Raw genomic sequence first — 20542 nt, forward strand, 5'->3', positions numbered from 1 at the left:
GCTAGCCGGATACGCCGGATTTGATCGCCAGATCCTGGACGAGCGCCGCCGCGCGTTTCAGTTGCGGAAGCGCGCGGTCGTGGAAGGCGGTCATATCCATGCGCGTCGCATCCACCGTGACGCTCAGGCCGGCGATCACCGAACCCTGCGCGCCGAAGATCGGCGCCGCCAGCGTGCGCAGGCCATAGGCGTTTTCGCCGTCGGACACCGCGTGGCCCTGCTGCCTGACGAAATCAAGCCGCTCGAGCAGGGCGTCGAGATCCGTTAGCGTGCGCTCCGACAATTTGATGCGCGGCCGTGCTTCCAGGCGACTGATCTGCTCGTCCCTCGGCAGGTAGGCCAGCAGGACATGGCCGAGCGCGGCGCTGTACGCCGGAATCCGCGTACCGGGCCGGCGGTCGATCTTATGCCGGTCGAGCCCGGTGCTGACGCGGGCGAGATAGATCACATCGCCCCCATCAAGCGCGCCGAGCGATGCCGCATCGCCGGCGGAAGGCGCGAGTTCGCGCAGCAACGGCTCAGCCAGGGCGCGCAGCGTTCCCCCTGATAGCACCGTGTAGCCGAGATCGAGACAGGCAACGCCAAGCCGAAACCGCCGGCTCTGCGGAACGGCCTTGATATAGCCAAGCTCGACGAGGGTCTGGATCAGCCGGAACGCCGTGCCGCGATCGAGATTGGCGCGCGCGGCAATCTCGCTCAGCGTCAGCTCGAAGGCGTCGCTGGAAAAGCTCCGCAGCACGGCGAACGCCTTGCCGACCGATGCCACATAGTTCTTCGGGTTGCCCGCTGAATTGCTCTTGGGGTCTTTCCTGGCAGTCTTCGGCTTGTTGTTCGCGGCGAGCGCCTTGGCCATCATTACAATATCTGCCTTGCAAGGAACGACCGGCCACCACCCTTGACGGGAAGCCGGCACGGTTCTAGGGAAGCGCAACATCAGATAACAAATGTTCGCAATCCGAACAACAATATTCGAAGCCGAAAGGTTTCATGCGATCGGAGGAAATCTTGTCGACATCGTCTCTTCATCCGCAGGGTGTGTTCTGCGCCGCGCTGACGCCGCTCGACGCCGAGCTGGCGCCCGACCATGCCCGCTTCGTCGCGCATTGCCGCTATCTCCTGAGCGAGGGGTGCGACGGCATAGCGATGCTCGGCACGACCGGCGAAGCCAATTCCTTTTCGGTCGGCGAGCGTACCTCGCTGCTTGAGGCGGTGCTGCGGGACGGTATTGCGCCGGGCCGGCTGCTGCCCGGGACCGGCGTCGCGGCGCTCAGCGACACGATCGCGCTGACACGCCATGCGCTCTCCGTCGGCGTCGATACCGTGGTGATGCTGCCGCCGTTCTACTACAAGGGCGTCAGCGATGACGGCGTCTATGCGTCCTACAGCGAGGTCGTGCAGCGGATGGGCGATGCCCGGCTCAAGATCGTGCTCTATCATATTCCGCAGATGTCGATGCAGCCGATCTCGCATGCGCTGATCGAGCGGCTGCGTGCGGCCTATCCGGCGACTTTCGTCGGCATCAAGGATTCCTCGGGCGACTTCGCCAACATGACCGCCATGGTCGAGCGTTTCCCGAACTTTTCGGTTCTGACCGGCGCCGATCCGCTGCTGTTGCCGCTGCTGCGCAAGGGCGGCGCGGGATGCATCACCGCGACGTCAAATCTCGTGGCGCGCGATCTCGCCTATGTCTACCGGCATTTCCGCGACCGCGACGATGACGCCGCGCTTGCGGCGGCTCAGGCCCGCATCGTCAAGGCGCGCGAGCTCGTCTCACGCTTTCCGCAGATGCCGTCGCTGAAGACGATAGTCGCAGAGCGCACCGGCCATGCCGGATGGCAACGTCTCCGGCCGCCGCTGGAATCTTTGCCGTCTTCACAGGTGAAGGAGCTGCTTGCCGCCGCCGGCGCGTTTGCTGCGGCGAGCGTCGAGTAGGGTGGGCGACGAGGCGACCTGATGTCCGAATCCTTCCGGGATATCGTTACTGGACTGGCTGCTATCGTCGGCGACAATCATGTCATCGACGCCGCCGGCGATCAGGAGCCTTATGTGGTGGATTGGCGCGGGCGCTATCGCGGTCGTGCCGTGGCCGTCGTCCGGCCGGGCGCGACCGATGAAGTCGCGGCCGTCGTCCGGCACTGCGCCGAGCGGCGGCTGGCGATCGTCCCGCAGGGCGGCAACACCGGGATGTGCGGCGCGGCGACGCCGGATGACGGAACGTCCAATGTCGTGATCCGCCTCGACCGCATGCGGCGCGTGCGCGACGTCAGTCCGCTCGCCAACACGATCACGGTGGAGGCCGGCTGTATCCTTGCCGATGTGCAGGCCGCGGCAACGGCCGTAGACCGTTATTTTCCGTTGAGCCTCGGGGCAGAGGGCTCCTGCCAGATCGGCGGCAACATCTCGACCAATGCCGGTGGCACGGCAGTGCTGCGCTACGGCCCGATGCGCGATCTGGTGCTCGGGCTGGAAGTGGTGCTGCCGGATGGGCGCATCTTCAACGGCCTGCGCGCGCTACGCAAGGACAACACGGGCTACGCGCTCAAGCAGCTCTTCATCGGCGCGGAAGGCACGCTCGGCATCGTCACCGCGGCGGTGCTGAAGCTGTTCGCGCCGCCGCGCAGTTCGGCTTTGGCGCTGCTCAAGTTGGGGAGCGTCGAGCAGGCCCTGCAGATCATGCAGCGGCTGCGCGGCGCGGTCGGCGACCGGCTCGGCAGTCTCGAAATCATGTCACGCAGTCAGATCGAGGCAATCGCCGCGACCGTGCCGCATGTCACCATCCCCTTCGAACTCACGACACCGTGGTATCTGATCGTTGAACTGACTGATACGCTGGCCGGGGTCGACCTCAGCGAGCCGCTGGCGACTGTGCTGTCGGATGCGATGGACGCGGGATTGGCCGAGGACGCGATACTGGCATCGAGCCTTGCCCAGGCGAGGGCAATCTGGGCGGTGCGGCACAGCGTCTCCGAGGGCAACAAGCGCAGCGGCTATGTGGTATCGCATGACAGCGTGGTCCCGCTGGAGCGGCAGGCCGCCTTCGTTACCAATGTCGAGGCCAGGATCATGGCGGCTGTCCCCCATGCCCGCGTGGTCATGCACGGCCATATCGGCGACGGCAATATCCACGTGATCGCCCTGATCGACCGCGATCGCTGCGCTGATCCTGTCGCGACCGCCGCGCTGATGGCCGAGATCAACGAGATCGTCGACGACGAGACGGCGGCGCAGGGCGGCGCGATCAGCGCCGAGCACGGTATCGGCATCACCAATCGTGGCCGGCTCGCGCGCGTGACCGATCCGCTCGACATCGACCTGATGCGCGGCATCAAGCAACTGCTCGATCCGAACGGCCTGATGAATCCCGGCAAGATTTTCGCGACCAGCAACGCGGGAGCGGCATGACGATGACGAGCGTCCGCCTTCTCGCCGACGATCTCACCGGTGCACTCGACACCGCGGCAGAGTTCGTGGGGTTGTGCGGACCGTTCCACGTGACCTGGCCGGAGGCGCTTTCCGCCGCCGCCTCGCCGAGCCTTGCGATTGATAGTGGCACGCGCGAGCTTGCAAGGGCCGACAGCATCGAGATCGTCGGACGGCTGGCGCCGCTGCTGAACGAGGGCACGATCGCCTACAAGAAGGTCGACAGCCTGCTCCGCGGCGCGTGGGCGGCCGAGCTTGGCGCCTGCCTGCGCCGCGGCCATTGGGCTTCCTGCGTCGTCGCGCCGGCCTTCGCCTATCAGGGCCGCCGAACGCGTGACGGCCAGCAATTCGCGCGCGCGCCGGAGGGCGATTGGTATCCGGTCGGCAACAATCTGCTGGCGCAACTCAAGGCGGAGAACATCGACGCCCGCCAAGGCGGGCCGAACACGTGGCCGCATGGCGGTGTTCAGGTCTTCGATGCCGAGAGTGATGACGATCTTGATCGCGTGGTCGAGATCGGCCGGCGTCTGCCCGCGCCGGTCCTCTGGTGCGGAAGCGGTGGTCTGGCCGGAGCCCTGACACGCGGCATCCGTGCCGATGCGCAGCGCCAATTGAAGAGGCCGGTGCTGGGATTGTTCGGCTCCGATCAGGCTGTCACGGCGTCGCAGCTCGAGGCCTGCGGTGAGGCTACCCTCACGCTTGACGAAGGCGAGGGTGCGGGCCGGGTGCAGCGCAAGCTCGCCGGCGACGGCGTGGCACTGGTGAAATTTTCACTACCCGAGAAATTGTCGCGCGCCGAGGCGGCGCGGCGGATCGCGCGTGAAATGACCGCGCTGACGTCGGAGATCGATCCTCCCGGTACGCTAGTCGTCGCAGGTGGCGAGACCTTGAAGGCGCTCTGCCTGGCGCTTGGCGCGCAGGCGTTGCAGGTCACCGGGCGCCTCGTGCCGGGCTTGCCCCGTTCCATCCTTCAAGGCGGCCGCTGGGCTGGCGTCGAAGTGATCTCGAAATCCGGCGCGTTTGGTACAAGGGAGCTCTGGCGCGATCTGCTCCAGGACAATGATTTGCTCAGCACGAGGAGCCCGACATGACCTCTCGCCATCTCGCGATCACCATGGGCGATCCCGCCGGCATCGGCCCGGAGATCATCGTCAAGGCGTGCATCGGCCTGCTGGACCGGATCGCGCGCGGCGATCTGCGGCTTTTGATCATCGGCAGCGGCGCCGCATTGGAGGGCGCAAAGGCCGCGCTCGGTGCAGGCATGGCGATCCCGGAGGTGAGCGCCGAGGATCATGACTGGCCCAATCTCTGCTATCTGCAGGCCGACCCCGAGGGTGCGCCGATCCGCCCAGGTGTATTGAGCGCCGATGGCGGACGCTTTGCGTACAAGGCGATCGAGCATGGCGTGCGGCTGACGCAGGCCGGCCGGACCGCGGCCATCGTGACAGCGCCGCTGAACAAGGAGGCGCTCAACAAGGCAGGCTATCACTATCCTGGCCACACCGAGATGCTGGCGCATCTGACCGGCGTGCGCGGCTCGGTGATGCTGCTGGCGCACGGCAACATGCGGGTCAGCCACGTGTCCACCCATGTTGCATTGGAGGACGTGCCGAAGCGTTTGACGCCGGAGCGGCTGCGTCAGGTGATCGATCTCACCGACGACGCATTGCGCCGCCTTGGCATCGCGCGCCCCAAGATCGCCATCGCCGCGCTCAATCCGCATGCCGGCGAGGGCGGGCTGTTCGGCCGGCAGGATATCGACGTCTCGGCGCCGACCATCGCCAAGGCGGTCGCCGACGGTCTTGATGTGGTTGGCCCGGTGCCGGGCGACACCATCTTCGTGAAGCTGCGCGCCGGCCAGTTCGACGCTGTTGTCGCTATGTATCACGACCAGGGGCACATTCCGGTGAAGCTGCTCGGCTTCCAGGTCGATCCCGCGACCGGCCGCTGGCAGGAGCTTTCCGGCGTCAACATCACGCTCGGCCTGCCGATCATTCGCACCTCCGTCGATCACGGCACGGCATTCGACATCGCCGGCAAGGGCATCGCCAACGAGCTCAGCCTGATTGAAGCCATCGATTACGCCGAGCGCCTGGCCGCTGGTACATCCATCGCTCCAAAGTGACGAGAGCAGACGTCTCATGACCAATTCATTTACGCCGATCGAAATCCTTCGTCCCACCGCGGTCGAGTTCGGATGCGGAACGATTGCCGCAGCCGCACGCTTCGCGGAGCGGATCGGCGCTCGGCGGCCGCTTGTGATTTCGGATCCGTTCAACGCGCGGCGTGTCGATCAATTGGGGCTGCCCGGTGCGGTCAAGGTGTTCGGCGACGTCAAGCCTGAGCCGGATCTGCCCAACCTCGAAATGGCGGTGGCGATGGCGCGCGAGGCGGCGCCCGATCTCGTCATCGGTTTCGGCGGCGGGAGCGCGATGGATCTCGCCAAGCTGGTAGCCGTGCTCTGCACGAGCGAAGTGGCCTTTGCCGGCATCATCGGCGCCGAAAAGGTGGCCGGCCGCAGCGTCGCGCTGATGCAGATTCCGACCACCTCGGGCACCGGCAGCGAGGCCGGCGCCCGCGCGCTCGTCACCGATCCGGCCAGCCGCAACAAGCTCGCGGTGCAGAGCCGCTTCATGCTGGCTGACATCGCCATCGTCGATCCTGATCTCACGATGACCGTGCCGCGAGAGGTCACGGCAGCGACCGGCGTCGACGCGCTAGCGCATTGCGTCGAGGCCTATACCAGCCGCAAGGCGCATCCTGCGATCGATCTCTACGCGATCGAAGGCGCGCGGCTGGTCGGACGCTATCTGCGGCGTGCGGTGGACGACGGCAGCGATCGCGAGGCGCGTGCGGGACTCGCCCTGGCCTCGCTCTATGGCGGCTATTGCCTCGGCCCGGTGAACACGACGGCCGGTCACGCCGTGGCTTATCCGCTCGGCACGCGGCATCACGTCGCCCATGGCCTCGCCTGCGCGGTGATCTTCCCGCATACGCTGGCGTTCAACATGCCGGCGGCCTCGACGAAGACGATCGCCGTGCTGCACGCGCTCGGCCTGTCGGAACGGAACGTTCCGGCGGCGGCGTTCGAGGCCACATATGGCTTCTGCGCCGATCTCGGCATCGAGATGCGGCTGTCCGCGCTCGGCGTTCCCAAGGATGATCTCGGCGTCATGGCAGATGAAGCGCGTGCCATCCGCCGCCTGCTCGACAACAACCCGCGCGATCTCGGCCGCGACGAAATTTTGCAGATGTACGAGACGGCGTTTTAGCCGGCCCGCCGCACGGCAGAGAACCAATAACAGTAAGCAGAGGAAACTTTCGATGAGATCAATGTGGCCTGTTCTTGCGTCGGCGATGGTGCTGGCGGCGGCTCCCGCCAAGGCGGAGGAGGCATATCCTTCCCGGCAGGTGAGCGTGATCGTTCCGTTCGCCGCCGGCGGCACCGCGGATATCTTTGCGCGGATGGTCGCCAATCATCTCCAGGCCAAACTCGGCAAGCCGTTCGTGGTCGAAAATGTCGGCGGCGCCGGCAGCATCGTCGGCGTGACGCGGCTGGCACGCGCGGCGCCGGATGGGCTCACGCTCGGTCTGGCCAGCACCTCGGCGCTCGCGATCAACCCGTCGCTGTATGGTCCGAAGCTCAGCTATCAGCCCGACAAGGATCTGCAGCCGATCATGCAGATCAGCGTCGTGCCCAATGTCCTCGTGGTCAATCCCGACAAGATCAAGGCGCGGACCGTGCCTGACCTGATCGCCTATCTGAAGGCCAATCCGGACAAGGTCTCGTTCGGTTCGGCCGGCGTCGGCACCTCGCAGCATTTGGCCGGCGAATTGTTCATGCAGTTGACGGGCACCAAGATGGTGCATGTGCCCTACAAGGGCTCGAGCACGATGCTGACCGACCTGATCAGCGGCCAGATCGACCTTGCCTTCGACAACGTGCCGCTGCTGCTGCCGCAGGCCAAGGACGGCAAGCTGGCGCTGATCGCCGCCGCAACGCCCAAGCGCGCGTCGTTCGATCCGAATCTCCCCACCGTCGCCGAGTATCTGCCCGGTTTCGAGGCGGTCGCCTGGCACGGCTTCTTCGTTCCGGCGGCGACGCCGAAGCCGGTTGTCGAAAAGCTGTCGGCGGAAATCGGCACCTTCATGCAGCAGCCGGAGACGGTGCAGAAGATGGCCGAACTCGGCGCCGATGCCGTGGCGCTGCCCGCCGAACCGTTTGCCGCCTACATCGCGTCGGAGACGGCACGCTGGAAGAAGGTGATCGAGTCAGCCAACATCAAGCTGGAGTAGGGCGCACATCGCGCCTTCCGAATCATCGCGCGCAAACAGGGCGATAGCTCCGGAGATTAATTCGATACTTTTGAATTGGTCTCCGGATGGACATGATTTGGTAATATTCCGTTTACCATTCCATTCCATCATCTGCGCCATGGATTCACATCGCAGATCAAACCCCCAGGCCGCCCTGATGTCGCTCGAAGCGGCCGCGGCCTCCGCGCGTGGCGGGTTCGGCTGCAGGTTCTCGACCTCGGAAGAATTCGAGATGGCGCTCATCACCGAGCGCCGTGCGCAGGGGCGTTACGATCAGCGCAGAATGCGCTGGCCTGCCATCCTGTTCATCGGCTGCGCGCTGATGGTGGCCGGCACCGTGCTGCTGTTCCGCTAGGACGTGGACTGATTAGCGCGCTGCCATAGCCTGATCGATACGAATTGAACGAAGGCAAGGTCCGTTGGCGGCGAGTCATAGCGCGCCGCAACACAGCGGCAGTGCTTGATTTTTTGAAGAAGCGCTCAACCAGGCTCCGAGCGCGGTAGAGATACGTGCTGAAGCAGATGGGCTCGGATCCAGAATTTGATGCTTCTAGCGCGCGGTAGGTTGACTGACCTTTGCTTTGCAACCCATTATCCATCGCCAAGTCGCCTGAAGCGTTCAGCGGGCGATAGCTGTCTATAGGCTCTGCGAGGCGATCATGATCTTACGGCCCGGCAATTTGGTTCGGCATAAGAGCGGCGGCCCCGTTATGATGGTCGACGATCTCGTTTCACGAGAGCGGTTTGGAAGAAGTTCGTTTGTTCGCGATGCACCTCATGACTGCACTTGGCTTGAGAACGGCGTCAAAAAAATTGGCAGTTTTCGACCCTCAGAACTGCAATGCGTGTACGCGGACGGAACGCCCAGAAATTATGACGACGAGGCGTGAGCGAACTTTCGCACCTGGCCCAAGAACGGACTTGGTGTCGGCTGCTTGGCGAAGTTCGGTAGTAACCAAAAGTGACCAAGCGGCTGTGGACACGTGTGCTGTGTTCAACAAGCCCGGCTTGCGGCCGCTCTAGGCTATCGATAGAGGCATAGCCTGCGCGTCCGGTCCCATGAGGCACGAAGATGCCGTCCGCTGCCAAGATGCTCCGCGTCAGCTTTGTGCAATGTCGCGGCACGCCCTATGAGGTCGGCCGCGCGCAGGCTGATGTCTTTGCGGTGACGCGCAAGGGTAAGGCATTTCTCCGCAAGAAGGTGCAGCTGCCGTCTTGGTTCAAGATTCGCAACGAGGAGCGCGCGTTCAGAACTTATGCTCCCGACCTCTGGGAGGAGATCGGCGGGGTCGCGGAAAGGCTCAATATCCCGATGGAGCAAGCGGTCCTTTGTTTCGGTAACGATGGCTTGCGCATGCCGACCGGCGGTTGCTCGGCGATCATGAGCGGTGGCGTGTATGGCCGCAACTATGATTTCTGGCCACGGGGGTATGAGGCGCGGTTCGCTCTCGTGCAAGTCCGCGGCAGCTACGCCAGTATCGGCGGCAGTCACCAGTTAACCGGGCGCCTGGACGGCATGAACGAGCACGGGCTTACCATCGGCTTGCACTTGGTAAAGGTGCTCCCGCGATTCCCCGGTCTCACCAGCACGTTGCTGGTCAGGCGGGTGCTCGACAGTTGCGCGACCACCGCGGAGGCAATCGATCTCCTGCGTCGATTGCCTCACGCCATGAAGTACAACTATTCCCTGCTCGACGCTGGCGGTGTAGCTGCCGTGGTGGAAGCAGGAGCTGGGGCGGTAGTCGTTCGCCGTGGCGACTGGCTCGCCTGCACCAATCATTTCCAGTCGCCGCAACTAAGGCGTCTGAACCGCCGCCCCGCGCACTCGATTGGCAGGCTGCCGCCGCTTGAAAACTGGGCTGCACGAGAACTCACCGCTGAGCAGACCTTCAAGGCGCTGAACTTCTCTGCCTCGCCGGCCTTCCATAACTATGGCAACGCCCAAACGCTGCATACCATCATCACCGAACCGCCCAAGCGACGGCTGCTAATTGGCATTGGCGGCGATGCCGCCGCGCTTGAGGAAGACATGATGGACGTCGACTTCAAGCTGTGGGTTGCCGGTGAGGATCTGCCGATAAAGCATCTCAACGGTCAACTCGGCTTAGGTTTGCCATCATCGCGGCGGCCGAGAGCGAGGCCGCCGCTCAAAGTCCAACCCAGACCCTAATCACCTTCTCATTTCGCCAGCGGATCCGGGCGCACCTGGATGTGCACCGCCCGCGGCCTTGAGCCTTTTCCACCTTCCATCAGCCATGGCGTGCGGTCGCCGCTCGAACTCCAGAGACCGCGTCCCTTCCAGCCCGCGTTCGGATCGTCGATGCGGCCGTCGAGGCCCTTGGCGAAGAAGCCGAGCGGATAGGGGATGCGCAGCATCACCATCTGCCCGTCCTTGAGGGCGACGAAGCCGTCGTTGAGGTTGGCTGTGGAGATCGGAATGTTCTCGCCGAGGCCGACCGTGTTGTAGTGGTCGACCCAGGTGTAATAGCTCGCCTCCGCGCTGGAGTTCTCGAAGCCTTCGAAGCCGGGGCCGGGATATTTGAAATAGGAGAAGCCTTCCGGGCAGTGATTGCCGGTGGCCTCCGGCCCGTTCAGCAGCGCCTTGCACTTGTTGCGGTCGAAGCGGATCAGGCTGCCGTTGGAGCCCGAGCCCCATAGTACGCCGTTCTTGTCGATGTCGCCGCCGCGAACGCCGATGCCTTCCTTCGGAATGGCGTAGAATTCCGACAGCTTGGTCTTGGGATCGAAGCGCATGAAGCCGGGTTGCCCGACGAACACGTTGACGGTGTACCAGACCGAGCCGTCGGTCGGATGCGGCATCACGGCGTAGGGACCCGAGCCCGCCACCCGCATGTCCTTGCCGGGCTCGGCCGGCTTGCCCGGCTCGGTGTATTCGTCGAGCTTGCCGTTGCCGCTGGTGTCGAGCACGAACGGCGCCCAGCCCTGCGCTTTGACGGCATCGCCAGTCTCGTCCCACAGCCTGGTGTTGATCCAGCCGGCAACCGGGCCGGTGCCCGACATCCAGAGCGTATCGTCGGCATCGTAGCCGAACTGCGGGTGATGGGTGCCGAAGCAGGTATCGACAAAACTGTATTTCTGGGTCTTCGGATCATACACCGTCACCTGCCTGCCCGACCGCTCAAGCGGGAAGGCCTTGGCCGACGGATGCTCGGAGCCCTTGCGGCAGTAGGCCGGATTTTCGATGCCGCGCACCGCCGCCGCGAGCCAGACGCGGCCCTTCTTGTCGAGCATGCTGTTGTGATTGTTGACGTGGTTGCTCCAGATCTTCTCCTCGCCCCAATAGGCCGACGGGCTGACCGGATTGAGCAGGGCGGTACCGTGCAGCGGCGGACCAAACGATTCCGGCGCGTTGGGATCGGCGACCGGAATTTTCGAGAACGTCACTCTGTGCGTCTTCGGATCGAGGATCGGCATATCGTCGGACGAATATTCGTTCGCGCCGTACAGCGGGCCGTAGGCGTTGACGGTCGGATAGCGGCGGTCGGACGAGATCAGGTCATGCACGAAGTGTTTTTCCGTCGCCCATTCCCAGGAGGTGATGACGACATTGCGCTCGATGCCGGCCGGCCGCGGCGGCTTGGATTTCGGCAACTCGCCCTTGGCGACGCGGTCGGTCCAGTCGCCGAAATATTTGAACGGCACGCCGCCGAGCTGGCCGGCGAGCCGATTGACCATCCATTCGCCGGTCTGTCCTGAGGAGACGCGGCGCATCCAGGCTTCCTCGTGCGATTGGAATTCGCCAAACCCGCCCGGGATGGTGCGGGTGGATTCCTGGCCGAGTTGGTGGCAGCCGATGCAGTCGACATTGTTCATCCGCTGGCGCCAGATGTCCTGCGTGATCTCTTTCGGAATCTCGGTCGAGCCGCCGAAATCCTTTGCCGGCGGAATCTTCATCATCGCGTACCAGTAGATCGCGGAGTAATAGTGCGCCGCGGCCGCTTCGTTCGGCGCCGGCACCGCCGTGAGGTTGACCTGCTGGCCGGGCTTGGCGCGCAGCTTCGGCGAATCCACCAGCCCGTAGCCGCGGACCCAGATCGAATAATTCACGTTTGGCGGCAAATCCGGGATCACGTAGCGGCCCTGGTCGTCGGTGACGACGATCTTGGTGAATTTGGTCGGCAATTCCGTGGTCTCTGCGATGACCCAGACTCCGGCTTCCGGGCCGCTGGGTCCTGATACCACGCCGCCGATATCGTCATTGTCGATGGCGACCGCTGATGATTGCTGCGCGTGGGACGGCGGCGCCGTGAAGCCGAGCATGCCTGCCGATGTTGCCAAGGTGATTGCGAATAGGGCCCGACCGAGACTCATCGTTTCTCTCCCCGTGACCGCGAGCTTGCCGCTCTTCGTTGGGTTGTAGCGTACATCAAACAAGGGTTGAGGCGGGAGCATGTCACGCGCGCGATTTCCTCATGCGTGATGCCTCAGACGGCTCAGCGTGCGTCGCAGCAACGGTGTTTGCCTTTTGCTTTTCGAGCGGCTGGGCTAGACACGGCCATTCTCATGGGAAGGCGCAAGCAATGATCACCGAAATCGCACAAATCGACGTCAAGCCGGGCACCGAGAAGGACTTTGAAGCCGCGGTCGCCAAGGCCAAGCCGCTGTTCCTGCGCGCCAAGGGCGGCAAGGGGTTCGAACTGCATAAGTCGATCGAAAAGCCGCAGCGCTACCGGCTGGTGGCGAAGTGGGAGACGCTGGAAAACCACACCGTGGATTTCCGCGGCTCCGAGGATTTCACCGCCTGGCGCGCATTGGTCGGGCCGTATTTTGCCTCGCCGCCCGAGGTGGAGCATACCGAGACGGTGCTGACCACGGCCGACTGAAGCCGTCAGCCGGCCGCGATCGCCACGGGCGAGGGTTCCGCCTTGAAGTGATCGATCATCACCTTGGCGATCGCCATCAGGGGCAGCGCGAGCGCCAGCCCCCAGATGCCGAACACGACGCCGAGCAGGATCTGGAACGCGAACAGCGTGGCCGGCGGAATGTCCAGCGCCTGGCGCTGGATGATCGGCGTCAGCACGTAGCTTTCCAGCGCGTGCACGCCGAGGAACAGGATGAAGGCGGAGAAGCCCGCGACCCATCCGGAAGCGAGGCTGGCCAGCACCACGATCAGCCCGCCGAGAATGGCGCCGACGGTCGGGATGAAGGCGAGTAGCCCGGCCTGGATGCCCAGGATGAACGAGCTCTGGATGCCGATGATCGATAAGCCAATCCAGGTCACCAGGAATACCGCGACCATGGTGATGATCTGCGCGATCAGCCAGCGCTCCAGCGTCTCGCCGATGCGGTCGACGATCATGATCGCCCGCGTGCGATGCCTGTCCGGCGCCATGAACAACAGCCCGTCGCGGTAGACGCCGGGCTGGGTCGCGAAGGCGATCCCCAGAAACAGCACGATGAAGAAGTTTCCGACCGCGCTGGCGGTGCCGAGGATCAGCTTCAGGCTCTGGCTGAAGATCGCGCCGCCGCTGGCCGCGATCGTGCCGGCGCTCGGCAGCGCGTGCGGCGTCGTGGCGGGGGCCGGCGCGCCGTCATCCGATGTCGACGACAGCGTGCCGAAATCGAAGAAGCTGGTGTCGATGCCGTTCTGGTCGAGGAATCCCTTGACGTTGACGAGCTGCGACTTGAGCGTCTTGCTCAGCGCCGTGGTCTGCTGGGCGATGGTGGTGCCGCCGAGGAAGACGATGCCCGACAAGAGCCCTGCGACCACCAGGCACACCGTCGTCAGCCGCAGCGCATGCGGTAGCCGCACCACGCGCCCGAGCAGGTTGCTCATGGCGTTGAGGGCGACGCCGAGCAGCATGCCGGAGAACAGCAGAAACAGCGTCGCGGCGAAGTGCCAAGTGAAGGCGAGCAGGGCGGCGAACAGCACCACGCCGATGCCGCCGACCGAGATCGCCCACGCCAGATCGGTGCGGGCCTGAAGGCGATTGTCAGCGGGACCTGTCACGTTGATTCCTTCTCGTGAAATATCGGGCGGGAAGTCTTTGGCCAAAACGTCGCCGGGATCAAGCGGGCGCAGACGCGCCGGTTTGACGCTGCGGCATCCACTGTGCCAAGCGGTATCTCATCGGCTATGACGGCCCGGCGAGGGTGAGGATGTTTTTCAAGTGGTTCGGCCCGCTCGCGCTGCTGGCGGCGCTGGTGATCGGCGACCAGATCAGGATCAACCGGCCGGCCCATAAATATCGCCTGACGGTCGAGGTCGAGATGCCGGAAGGGCGCAAATCGGCGTCCAGCGTCCTCGCCGTCCACCCCGATCGCAGCTATACGAGGCGCGGCCAGACTCGCACCCTCGGCGACGCGGTTTTCGTCGATCTCGGGCGGGGCAGGAATCTCGTCGCGCTGCTCGCCCATCTCGACAACAACAAGCTCGTGCTCGACGACATGAACTACGTCGCCTTGCGTGCCTATGGGGCGGCTGGCGGCAAGCGCGTGCCGTTCAGCGAGATGAGCCGGCAGACCGGCACGGTCCCGGTGAAGGGCGAGGTGATTCCGCTGCTCATCAGCTTTGCCGATCCGGTCCGGCCGGGCACCGCGCGGCTTGTGGCGCCTGACGCTGCCGAGGCCGTGCTCGGCAAGGGCTCCCGCATTCAGGGGATATCCGCGGAGGTGGTGCCGAACGGCTACTGGCCGCTCGATTTCGGCGGGGCGCTGGGCGAGCCGGTGACGCGCGGCATCGAGGCCAGATTGCCGTGGCTGAAGGACGAGGGCGCCGCCGCCACCGCGCTCCGGGCCGCCGGCCTGCCCGGAGCTGAGGGCATCGACGCCCGCGAGGCCTTCACGCGAAAATAGCAGGGCAGCCCCGCTGCTTGCCCGCGGATATTGATCCGCCGCGCTGCCGGGGGCATTATCTTCTGCAGATATGGCCCAACCCGGAAGATCCTTGCACGGGACGATGACAGCGGAAGATTTGCGATGAAGCGGCCCGTCGTCGGGGTGATCGGGAACGCCCATCGTGTCGAGAATCGTTTCCAGACCCAGATGGTCGGCGAGCGCAATTTGCGCGCGGTCGCCGACGTTGCCGGCGCCCTGCCGCTGATGTTCGCCGGCTCGCCCGATATTACCGACATCGGTGCGCTGCTCGACGTCGTCGACGGCATCGTGCTGACGGGGGCGCGCGCCAATGTTCATCCGACCCGCTTCAAGACCGAGCCGCACGAAAAGCACGAGCCCTACGACATCCACCGCGACGACGTCGCGCTGGCGCTGGCGGAGGCCTGCGTCGCCCGCGGCGTGCCGATCTTCGGCATCTGCCGCGGCCTGCAGGAGATGAACGTCGCCTTCGGCGGCTCGCTGCATCCGGAAATCCGCGAGATTCCCGGCCGCATGAACCACCGCATGCCACGGCTGGAGAATGGCGAGATCCATCCCGACCCGACGGTCGTGTTCGCCGATCGTCACGATGTTCACCTGACGCCGGGCGGCACGTTTGCCAATTTGCTCGGCTGCGAGACCATCCGGGTGAACTCGCTGCACGGGCAAGGCATCCTCGAACCGGGGAAGCGCGTCGTCATCGAAGGCATCGCGGAGGACGGCACCATCGAGGCGATCCGGATCGCGGACGCCGTGAGCTTCGCGCTCGGTGTCCAGTGGCACGCCGAATACGACCCGCAGCGCAACCCGATCAACCGCGCCTTGTTCGAGGCGTTCGGGACGGCGCTGAGGGAGCACAAACGGGCGAACTGACCGGATACACGCAGGGCGTGAGCGCCTCGGGCCGACAATATCGTAATTTTACGGGGCCGAAAACATGGGATCGGTTCTCCGAAGTCGGCTAAGTCATTTTGCATCTCCAGACTGGTAAAGCCATGACGCACCGAAGACGTCTCGTGCTGGCGATGATTTTGCTCGTCATCGTGACGTCCTGCGTCGTGAGCGTGGTGACCTATTATCTGGCGACGTCGGTCGCCCCGGCCGGGCCGTTTGCCGCCGCCGCCGGGGTACTTGGAGTTGTGGCTGCGGCCGCCTTTGCGAGACTCTGGCACAGGCCGCTTTCCGATCTTGCGGCCCCTGCGGATGCCGGTAAGCCACACGGGCAGGCCCGTGCGCACCAGCCGCTGATCGACAGTGAGATGGCACAGGCCATCATCGAGGGCACGCTCGACGCCTTCGTCCAGACCGACGAGCGTTGCGTCATCCTGAACTGGAGCCCGCGGGCCGAAGCCCTGATGGGATGGACGCGCCTTGAGGCCATCGGGCGGAGCGTGGACGAACTGGTGTTTCCGGAGACGCAGCGCGCGCTGCACCGGCAATGGGTCGACCGCTTTCTCGGCGCGGCGGCAGGAGATGCCGTCGGCGGCCGGTACGAGACGCCGCTGCTGCATAAGGACGGGAGCGAGTTCTTCGCCGAGGTGTCGCTGACAGCGGTGCGCCGCGGGGCGGGCTTCATCGTCAACGCGTTCGTTAGGGACATCACCGCCAAGCGCTCGGCGGCGGAACAACTGTTCCAGGCGCAGAAGATGGAATCGGTCGGGCAACTCACCGGCGGCATCGCCCACGACTTCAACAACGTGCTGACGGTGATAACAGGCACGATCGAAATCCTGACCGACGGCGTCAAGCATGATCCCGCGCTCGCCTCGATCGCGCGGATGATCGGCGATGCGGCCGACCGTGCCTCGCAGCTCACGGCCAATTTGCTCGCCTTTGCCCGCAAGCAGCCGCTGCGGCCGCGCGAGACCGACGTCAATGCCCTGGTCGATGAGGTGGTCGAATTGCTGTCGCCGACGCTCGGCCGGCAGATTCAGATCGCAACCGCCTTGGGCGAGGAGGTCTGGCCGGCTCTGGTCGATCGCAGCCAGCTTTCTTCCGCGCTCGTCAACCTCGCGATCAATGCCCGGGATGCGATGCCGGACGGCGGCAGCCTGCTGTTCCGGACGGGAAATCTCACGCGCGGCGCGCATGAGCCTGATATGGGCGGGCTCGGTGCCGGCGACTATATCGTGATCGAGGTGATCGATACCGGGGCGGGCATTCCGCCCGACGTTCGCGAACGGATTTTCGAGCCGTTCTTTTCGACCAAGCAGTTCGGCGTCGGCACCGGGCTTGGGCTGAGCATGGTATTCGGATTTGCAAAGCAGTCCGGCGGCAGCGTCGTGGTCGAGAGCGAGGAGAGCAAGGGCGCCTGTTTCCGGATACTTCTGCCTAAGGCCGAGGTGGGAGTTTTGGATGCGCCTGACGCGAGCGATGCGCCGGCGGAAGCAGACGGCGAATGGCGCGGCGGGACGGAAACCATCCTTTGCGTCGAGGACGACGACGTGGTGCGCGCACATGTCATCGGCCGGCTCGAAAGCTTGGGCTATCAGGTGATTGCCGCCGCCAATGCGGCGCAGGCGCTGGAGGTGGTCCATGCCGGCACGGCGTTCGACATGCTGTTCACCGACATCGTGATGCCCGGCGCCATGAATGGAAAGCAGCTCGCGGAGGAGGTGATGAAGCTGCGGCGGCCGCTCCGCGTGCTCTATACCTCCGGCAACACGTTCGATGCGTTTAGCGGAAGCGGACGCCTCGGCGAGGGCGTGCTGCTGCTGGCAAAGCCCTACCGCAAGGCCGAGCTGGCGCGCATGATCCGGCTCTGCCTCGACCGCGCGATCGACCACATGGGCGACCCGATCCCGCTGCCCTACTCGGTGCTGCCGGATGTCGAGCGGTTTCTGAGGGAGAATCCGCCGAAGCAGGAGTAGGGTGTTTTGGTTCGCTCCACTACACCTGCAATGATGCGGGAACGGTCCGGCGCCCTCCGCTGTCATCCTCCGCGTAGGCGGAGGATCCAGTACGCCGCGGCCTGTCGGTTCTATCACTGGCGTCTCTGGGACACTGGGTCCCCCGCCTTCGCGGAGGACGACGACTGAGTGTGAGGCGGCGTTCTCGCGACACGAATTGCCCGAGGTTTGCATCGTCTTTGCCCCCATCGAAATGAGGGCGCAGGGAAGACCGGGTGCGCGCCGCACCCGCGGTCTCGTGTGCCATTATGCGCATAGCAATAGGTGCACACGAGCATACAGGTTCGGCGGGAGCATCCCGGCCTTCCCTGCGCAATGGCTTTACGGCTTACTTCGTGCTCTTCCCGGAGAACGGCTCTTTCGCCTCCGTCGCCCGCAAGCCGCTTTCGCATCTTGAAGACTTAACGCCAGCACCACGGCGCCAGAACCACACGACTTCACCGTACGCCTCAGCCACACTCGTCCGTCATGGCATCGGCGTCCATCGCATCTCCCCGCGCGTCAGTGACGATGGCCAACGCCCCTCATGTCGCGATGAGACGGCCGCTCTTATGCCGCTGATTTGGGTGAAAACGGAAGCGAAATATTTCTGATTTTCAGTAATTCTTGGCTTGACTGCCATTTCTGTAAATCCGAAGTGATTTGCCCGTCGGATCGGAATTGGGCTTGCAACGGCAGCACGACACCTGCGATACCGCCGTTTGCGCCGGAGGAGCTTTTCTTCACGGCAGATCTTGCTAAATCTAGGATCGACGCTGGCGACAGCCAAGTCGAACCGAAAGCGAGTGTGCCTTGTTGCGGCCCCCAATGATCGAGCGAGACCGGCGGCCATCGTCGCCGAGGACACATCTTGCCGTGGCAATCCTCTCCTCGACGGTTGCCGTTGCGATCGCTACGCTTGTCGGCCGCGTATTTACGGCGATGGTACCGCTGCCGAATATCTCGATGGTCTTTCTGCTGGCCGTTCTGTTTTCTGCGGTCAGTTTCGGAAAGTGGCTTGCCATCTATACATCCCTCCTTTCCTTCCTGGCGTACGATTTCTTCTTTATCGAGCCGCTCTATACATTCCAGATCACCGAGCCTTCGGAGTTGCTGTCCTTAATCATATTCCTGATTGTTGCGGTCGTATCGGCCACCCTTGCTGGACGGATTCGCGATCAGGCCCGGGCAACAACCGAACGGATGATTGCAACGCGACGGCTCTATGAATTTACCTGGAAGCTGTCGGGACTCACCAGTATCGACGCCGTCGCTGACGGAGCTGCTGGCGAAATTCATGTGAGTCTGCGGCGTCCCGCGGTCATTCTGCTCAATCAGAAGGGTGAGCTTTCGCTGGCCGCGGCCTGGCCGCCGGAAGACAGTTTGGATCCGACGACCTGGGATGCCGCGCGGCTGGCATTCGCGCGCAACGAAGCTGCCGGCTTCGACACCGGAAGCTTGCCCGACAACCGCTGGCACTTCATTCCGCTTCGCACTCAGCGGGGATCGTTCGGCGTCGTCGGGGTCGCAAGAAGCGCGAGCAATGATCTGTTCGATGCCGAGGGCCGCGCGCTGCTCGCGACGCTCGCCGAACAAACGGCCGCGGCGTTCGATCGCATCTTTTTGGCCGAGGAGATGATGGCGGCACGCGGCGCTGCCGAGGCGGAGCGCGTACGAAACATCTTGCTTGCTTCGGTCTCCCACGATTTTCGTACTCCCCTTGCATCGATCCTGGGATCGGCAACGAGCCTGCTCGATTTTGGTGAAAAGCTGGATGCCGCCGCCAAAACTGGGCTGCTCCGGGAAATCAAGACCGAAGCTGAGGGGCTCGACGAAATGGTCCGAAATCTGCTTGCCATGACTCGGATCGATGCCGGCGCGCTGGAGATACGACGGGACTGGATCGACTTGCGGGAAGTCGTCGAACGAGTGATAAACCTCGCAAAACGGCGCGGGGCCGCCTTGACGGTCGAGGTGGAGTTACCGCGAACACTTCCGCTGATCCGCGCCGATGCAAGCTTGATTGAGCAGGCCGTGGGAAATGTGGTGAATAATGTGGTGTCACACGCCCCACAAGGAACGCGGCTCGTGGTCGATGCGATCGTCGGTCGACAATCGATTTCGGTCCGCGTCACCGATAGCGGACCGGGCATCGCCGCGGATATTCTGCCCCACGTGTTCGATAAATTTGTGCAGGGAGGCGGCGCTGGCGGGCGGCGTGGTGGAACCGGTCTTGGACTGGCAATCGCTAAAGGTATCGTCGAGGCGCATGGCGGCACGGTTGCGGCCGAGAGTCCGGTGCAGGAAGGCAGAGGAACCCGGATGACGCTGACATTTCCCGTTGGGTCGCCGCCATGACCGGCCGTATCCGCGCACTCATTGTCGATGACGAACCGGCCATCCTTCGATTGCTGAAGCCGGTACTGGAAGCCAACAATTACCAGTTCATCAGCGCCGGGACGGTCGCTGAGTCGATCAAGTGCATTGCAACTGAAAGTCCTGATATCGTTGTGCTCGATCTCGGGCTGCCCGATGGCGACGGCAAGGACGTGATCCGGCAAGTGCGGCAGTGGTCCGATGTGCCGATCATCATATTGTCGGCGCGCGACCGTGAGGCCGAGAAGATTGAAGCGCTGGATCTCGGTGCGGACGATTTCGTTAACAAGCCATTCGGAGTCGGCGAACTTCTCGCAAGAATAAGGACGGCGCTTCGACACCGAATGGAGCGTGTCGCCGAAACGCCGGTGCTGCGAACCGCGGACGTTGAAATCGACAACGTCCGCCATTGCGTCACCCGGGCCGGCGCGGAGGTCAGGCTGACCCCGAAAGAATTCGAACTGCTTTCATTTCTCGCCAAACATGCCGGCAAGGTGGTAACGCATCGGCAAATATTGGCGGCCATATGGGGTCCCGCCCACGCCACCGATACCCAATACCTGCGGGTCTACATCGGCCAGATCAGGCAAAAAATCGAGAAAGATCCCGGCGACCCCCGCATCATCATTACCGAGCCGGGCATTGGTTACCGGATCGCCGAAATCGGTACGCGATAGGCTTCTGCCCTTCAGCCAAAACGGCGC

General features: G+C 64.0%; 17 protein-coding genes and 1 pseudogene. 14 read left to right on the top strand and 4 right to left on the bottom strand.

Annotated elements, in window-relative coordinates:
- Window position 1 precedes the first annotated feature (1 nt).
- Window positions 2-856, bottom strand: coding sequence for an IclR family transcriptional regulator C-terminal domain-containing protein (locus QA643_RS18570; RefSeq protein ID WP_283034521.1), 855 nt, complete (start codon window positions 854-856; stop codon window positions 2-4).
- A 149-nt stretch (window positions 857-1005) separates the two neighbouring features.
- On the opposite strand from QA643_RS18570, the gene QA643_RS18575 reads away from it, so the two are divergent.
- The 7 genes from QA643_RS18575 to QA643_RS18605 all read left to right on the top strand — a co-directional run bounded on the left by QA643_RS18575 (window position 1006) and on the right by QA643_RS18605 (window position 8092).
- Window positions 1006-1932 carry a dihydrodipicolinate synthase family protein gene (locus QA643_RS18575; protein ID WP_283034522.1) on the top strand — a complete coding sequence of 309 codons (927 nt, stop codon included), beginning with the start codon at window positions 1006-1008 and terminating at the stop codon, window positions 1930-1932.
- Between the two features lie 21 nt (window positions 1933-1953).
- Window positions 1954-3402 (top strand): FAD-binding oxidoreductase, encoded by a 1449-nt coding sequence (locus tag QA643_RS18580; RefSeq protein WP_283034523.1) that lies wholly within the window; start codon window positions 1954-1956, stop codon window positions 3400-3402.
- Window positions 3403-3404: 2 nt separating this feature from the next.
- On the top strand, window positions 3405-4511 hold the full coding sequence (locus QA643_RS18585; protein ID WP_283034849.1) for a four-carbon acid sugar kinase family protein: 1107 nt from the start codon (window positions 3405-3407) through the stop codon (window positions 4509-4511).
- Window positions 4508-5545, top strand: coding sequence for a 4-hydroxythreonine-4-phosphate dehydrogenase PdxA (gene pdxA, locus QA643_RS18590; protein ID WP_283034524.1), 1038 nt, complete (start codon window positions 4508-4510; stop codon window positions 5543-5545). The genes QA643_RS18585 and pdxA overlap by 4 nt, the downstream gene beginning before the upstream one ends.
- Window positions 5546-5561: 16 nt before the next feature.
- The gene (locus tag QA643_RS18595; protein ID WP_283034525.1) at window positions 5562-6692 is read left to right on the top strand and encodes an iron-containing alcohol dehydrogenase; all 1131 of its coding nucleotides are present in this window, start codon (window positions 5562-5564) and stop codon (window positions 6690-6692) included.
- A gap of 52 nt (window positions 6693-6744) precedes the next feature.
- Window positions 6745-7716 carry a tripartite tricarboxylate transporter substrate binding protein gene (locus QA643_RS18600; protein ID WP_283034526.1) on the top strand — a complete coding sequence of 324 codons (972 nt, stop codon included), beginning with the start codon at window positions 6745-6747 and terminating at the stop codon, window positions 7714-7716.
- Between the two features lie 139 nt (window positions 7717-7855).
- On the top strand, window positions 7856-8092 hold the full coding sequence (locus QA643_RS18605; RefSeq protein ID WP_283034527.1) for a hypothetical protein: 237 nt from the start codon (window positions 7856-7858) through the stop codon (window positions 8090-8092).
- Here the strand turns inward: QA643_RS18605 and QA643_RS18610 are convergent.
- Window positions 8089-8279 (bottom strand): annotated as a pseudogene (locus QA643_RS18610) (IS5/IS1182 family transposase); the annotation flags it as partial. The gene QA643_RS18605 and the pseudogene QA643_RS18610 sit on opposite strands and share 4 nt — an antisense overlap.
- 530 nt (window positions 8280-8809) lie before the next feature.
- Between QA643_RS18610 and QA643_RS18615 the strand changes: the two are divergent.
- The gene (locus tag QA643_RS18615; protein WP_283034528.1) at window positions 8810-9907 is read left to right on the top strand and encodes a C45 family peptidase; all 1098 of its coding nucleotides are present in this window, start codon (window positions 8810-8812) and stop codon (window positions 9905-9907) included.
- An 8-nt stretch (window positions 9908-9915) separates the two neighbouring features.
- Here QA643_RS18615 and QA643_RS18620 read toward each other — a convergent pair whose 3' ends face one another.
- Entirely contained in the window at window positions 9916-12069 is a 2154-nt protein-coding gene (locus tag QA643_RS18620; protein WP_283034529.1) for a carboxypeptidase regulatory-like domain-containing protein, read from the bottom strand.
- Window positions 12070-12278: 209 nt separating this feature from the next.
- Here QA643_RS18620 and QA643_RS18625 point away from each other — a divergent pair, with 209 nt between their 5' ends.
- The gene (locus tag QA643_RS18625; protein ID WP_283034530.1) at window positions 12279-12581 is read left to right on the top strand and encodes an antibiotic biosynthesis monooxygenase family protein; all 303 of its coding nucleotides are present in this window, start codon (window positions 12279-12281) and stop codon (window positions 12579-12581) included.
- 5 nt (window positions 12582-12586) lie between these two features.
- Here QA643_RS18625 and QA643_RS18630 read toward each other — a convergent pair whose 3' ends face one another.
- Window positions 12587-13708, bottom strand: a complete 1122-nt coding sequence (locus tag QA643_RS18630; RefSeq protein ID WP_283034531.1) for an AI-2E family transporter — start codon at window positions 13706-13708, stop codon at window positions 12587-12589.
- 149 nt (window positions 13709-13857) lie between these two features.
- On the opposite strand from QA643_RS18630, the gene QA643_RS18635 reads away from it, so the two are divergent.
- The 5 genes from QA643_RS18635 (at window position 13858) to QA643_RS18655 (ending at window position 20515) form a co-directional block, all read left to right on the top strand.
- The gene (locus tag QA643_RS18635) at window positions 13858-14553 is read left to right on the top strand and encodes a hypothetical protein (protein ID WP_283034532.1); all 696 of its coding nucleotides are present in this window, start codon (window positions 13858-13860) and stop codon (window positions 14551-14553) included.
- A gap of 123 nt (window positions 14554-14676) precedes the next feature.
- Complete coding sequence (locus QA643_RS18640) at window positions 14677-15447, top strand: gamma-glutamyl-gamma-aminobutyrate hydrolase family protein (protein ID WP_283034533.1); 771 nt, start codon at window positions 14677-14679, stop codon at window positions 15445-15447.
- 122 nt (window positions 15448-15569) lie between these two features.
- Complete coding sequence (locus tag QA643_RS18645; RefSeq protein ID WP_283034534.1) at window positions 15570-17444, top strand: PAS domain-containing sensor histidine kinase; 1875 nt, start codon at window positions 15570-15572, stop codon at window positions 17442-17444.
- A gap of 894 nt (window positions 17445-18338) precedes the next feature.
- Window positions 18339-19820, top strand: coding sequence for a DUF4118 domain-containing protein (locus QA643_RS18650; RefSeq protein ID WP_283034535.1), 1482 nt, complete (start codon window positions 18339-18341; stop codon window positions 19818-19820).
- A complete protein-coding gene (locus tag QA643_RS18655; protein ID WP_283034536.1) occupies window positions 19817-20515 on the top strand; it encodes a response regulator in 699 nt (232 codons plus the stop codon). The genes QA643_RS18650 and QA643_RS18655 overlap by 4 nt, the downstream gene beginning before the upstream one ends.
- Window positions 20516-20542: the final 27 nt, after the last annotated feature.

Origin of the sequence: Bradyrhizobium sp. CB3481 (genome assembly GCF_029714305.1) — a bacterium.
GTDB lineage: Bacteria > Pseudomonadota > Alphaproteobacteria > Rhizobiales > Xanthobacteraceae > Bradyrhizobium.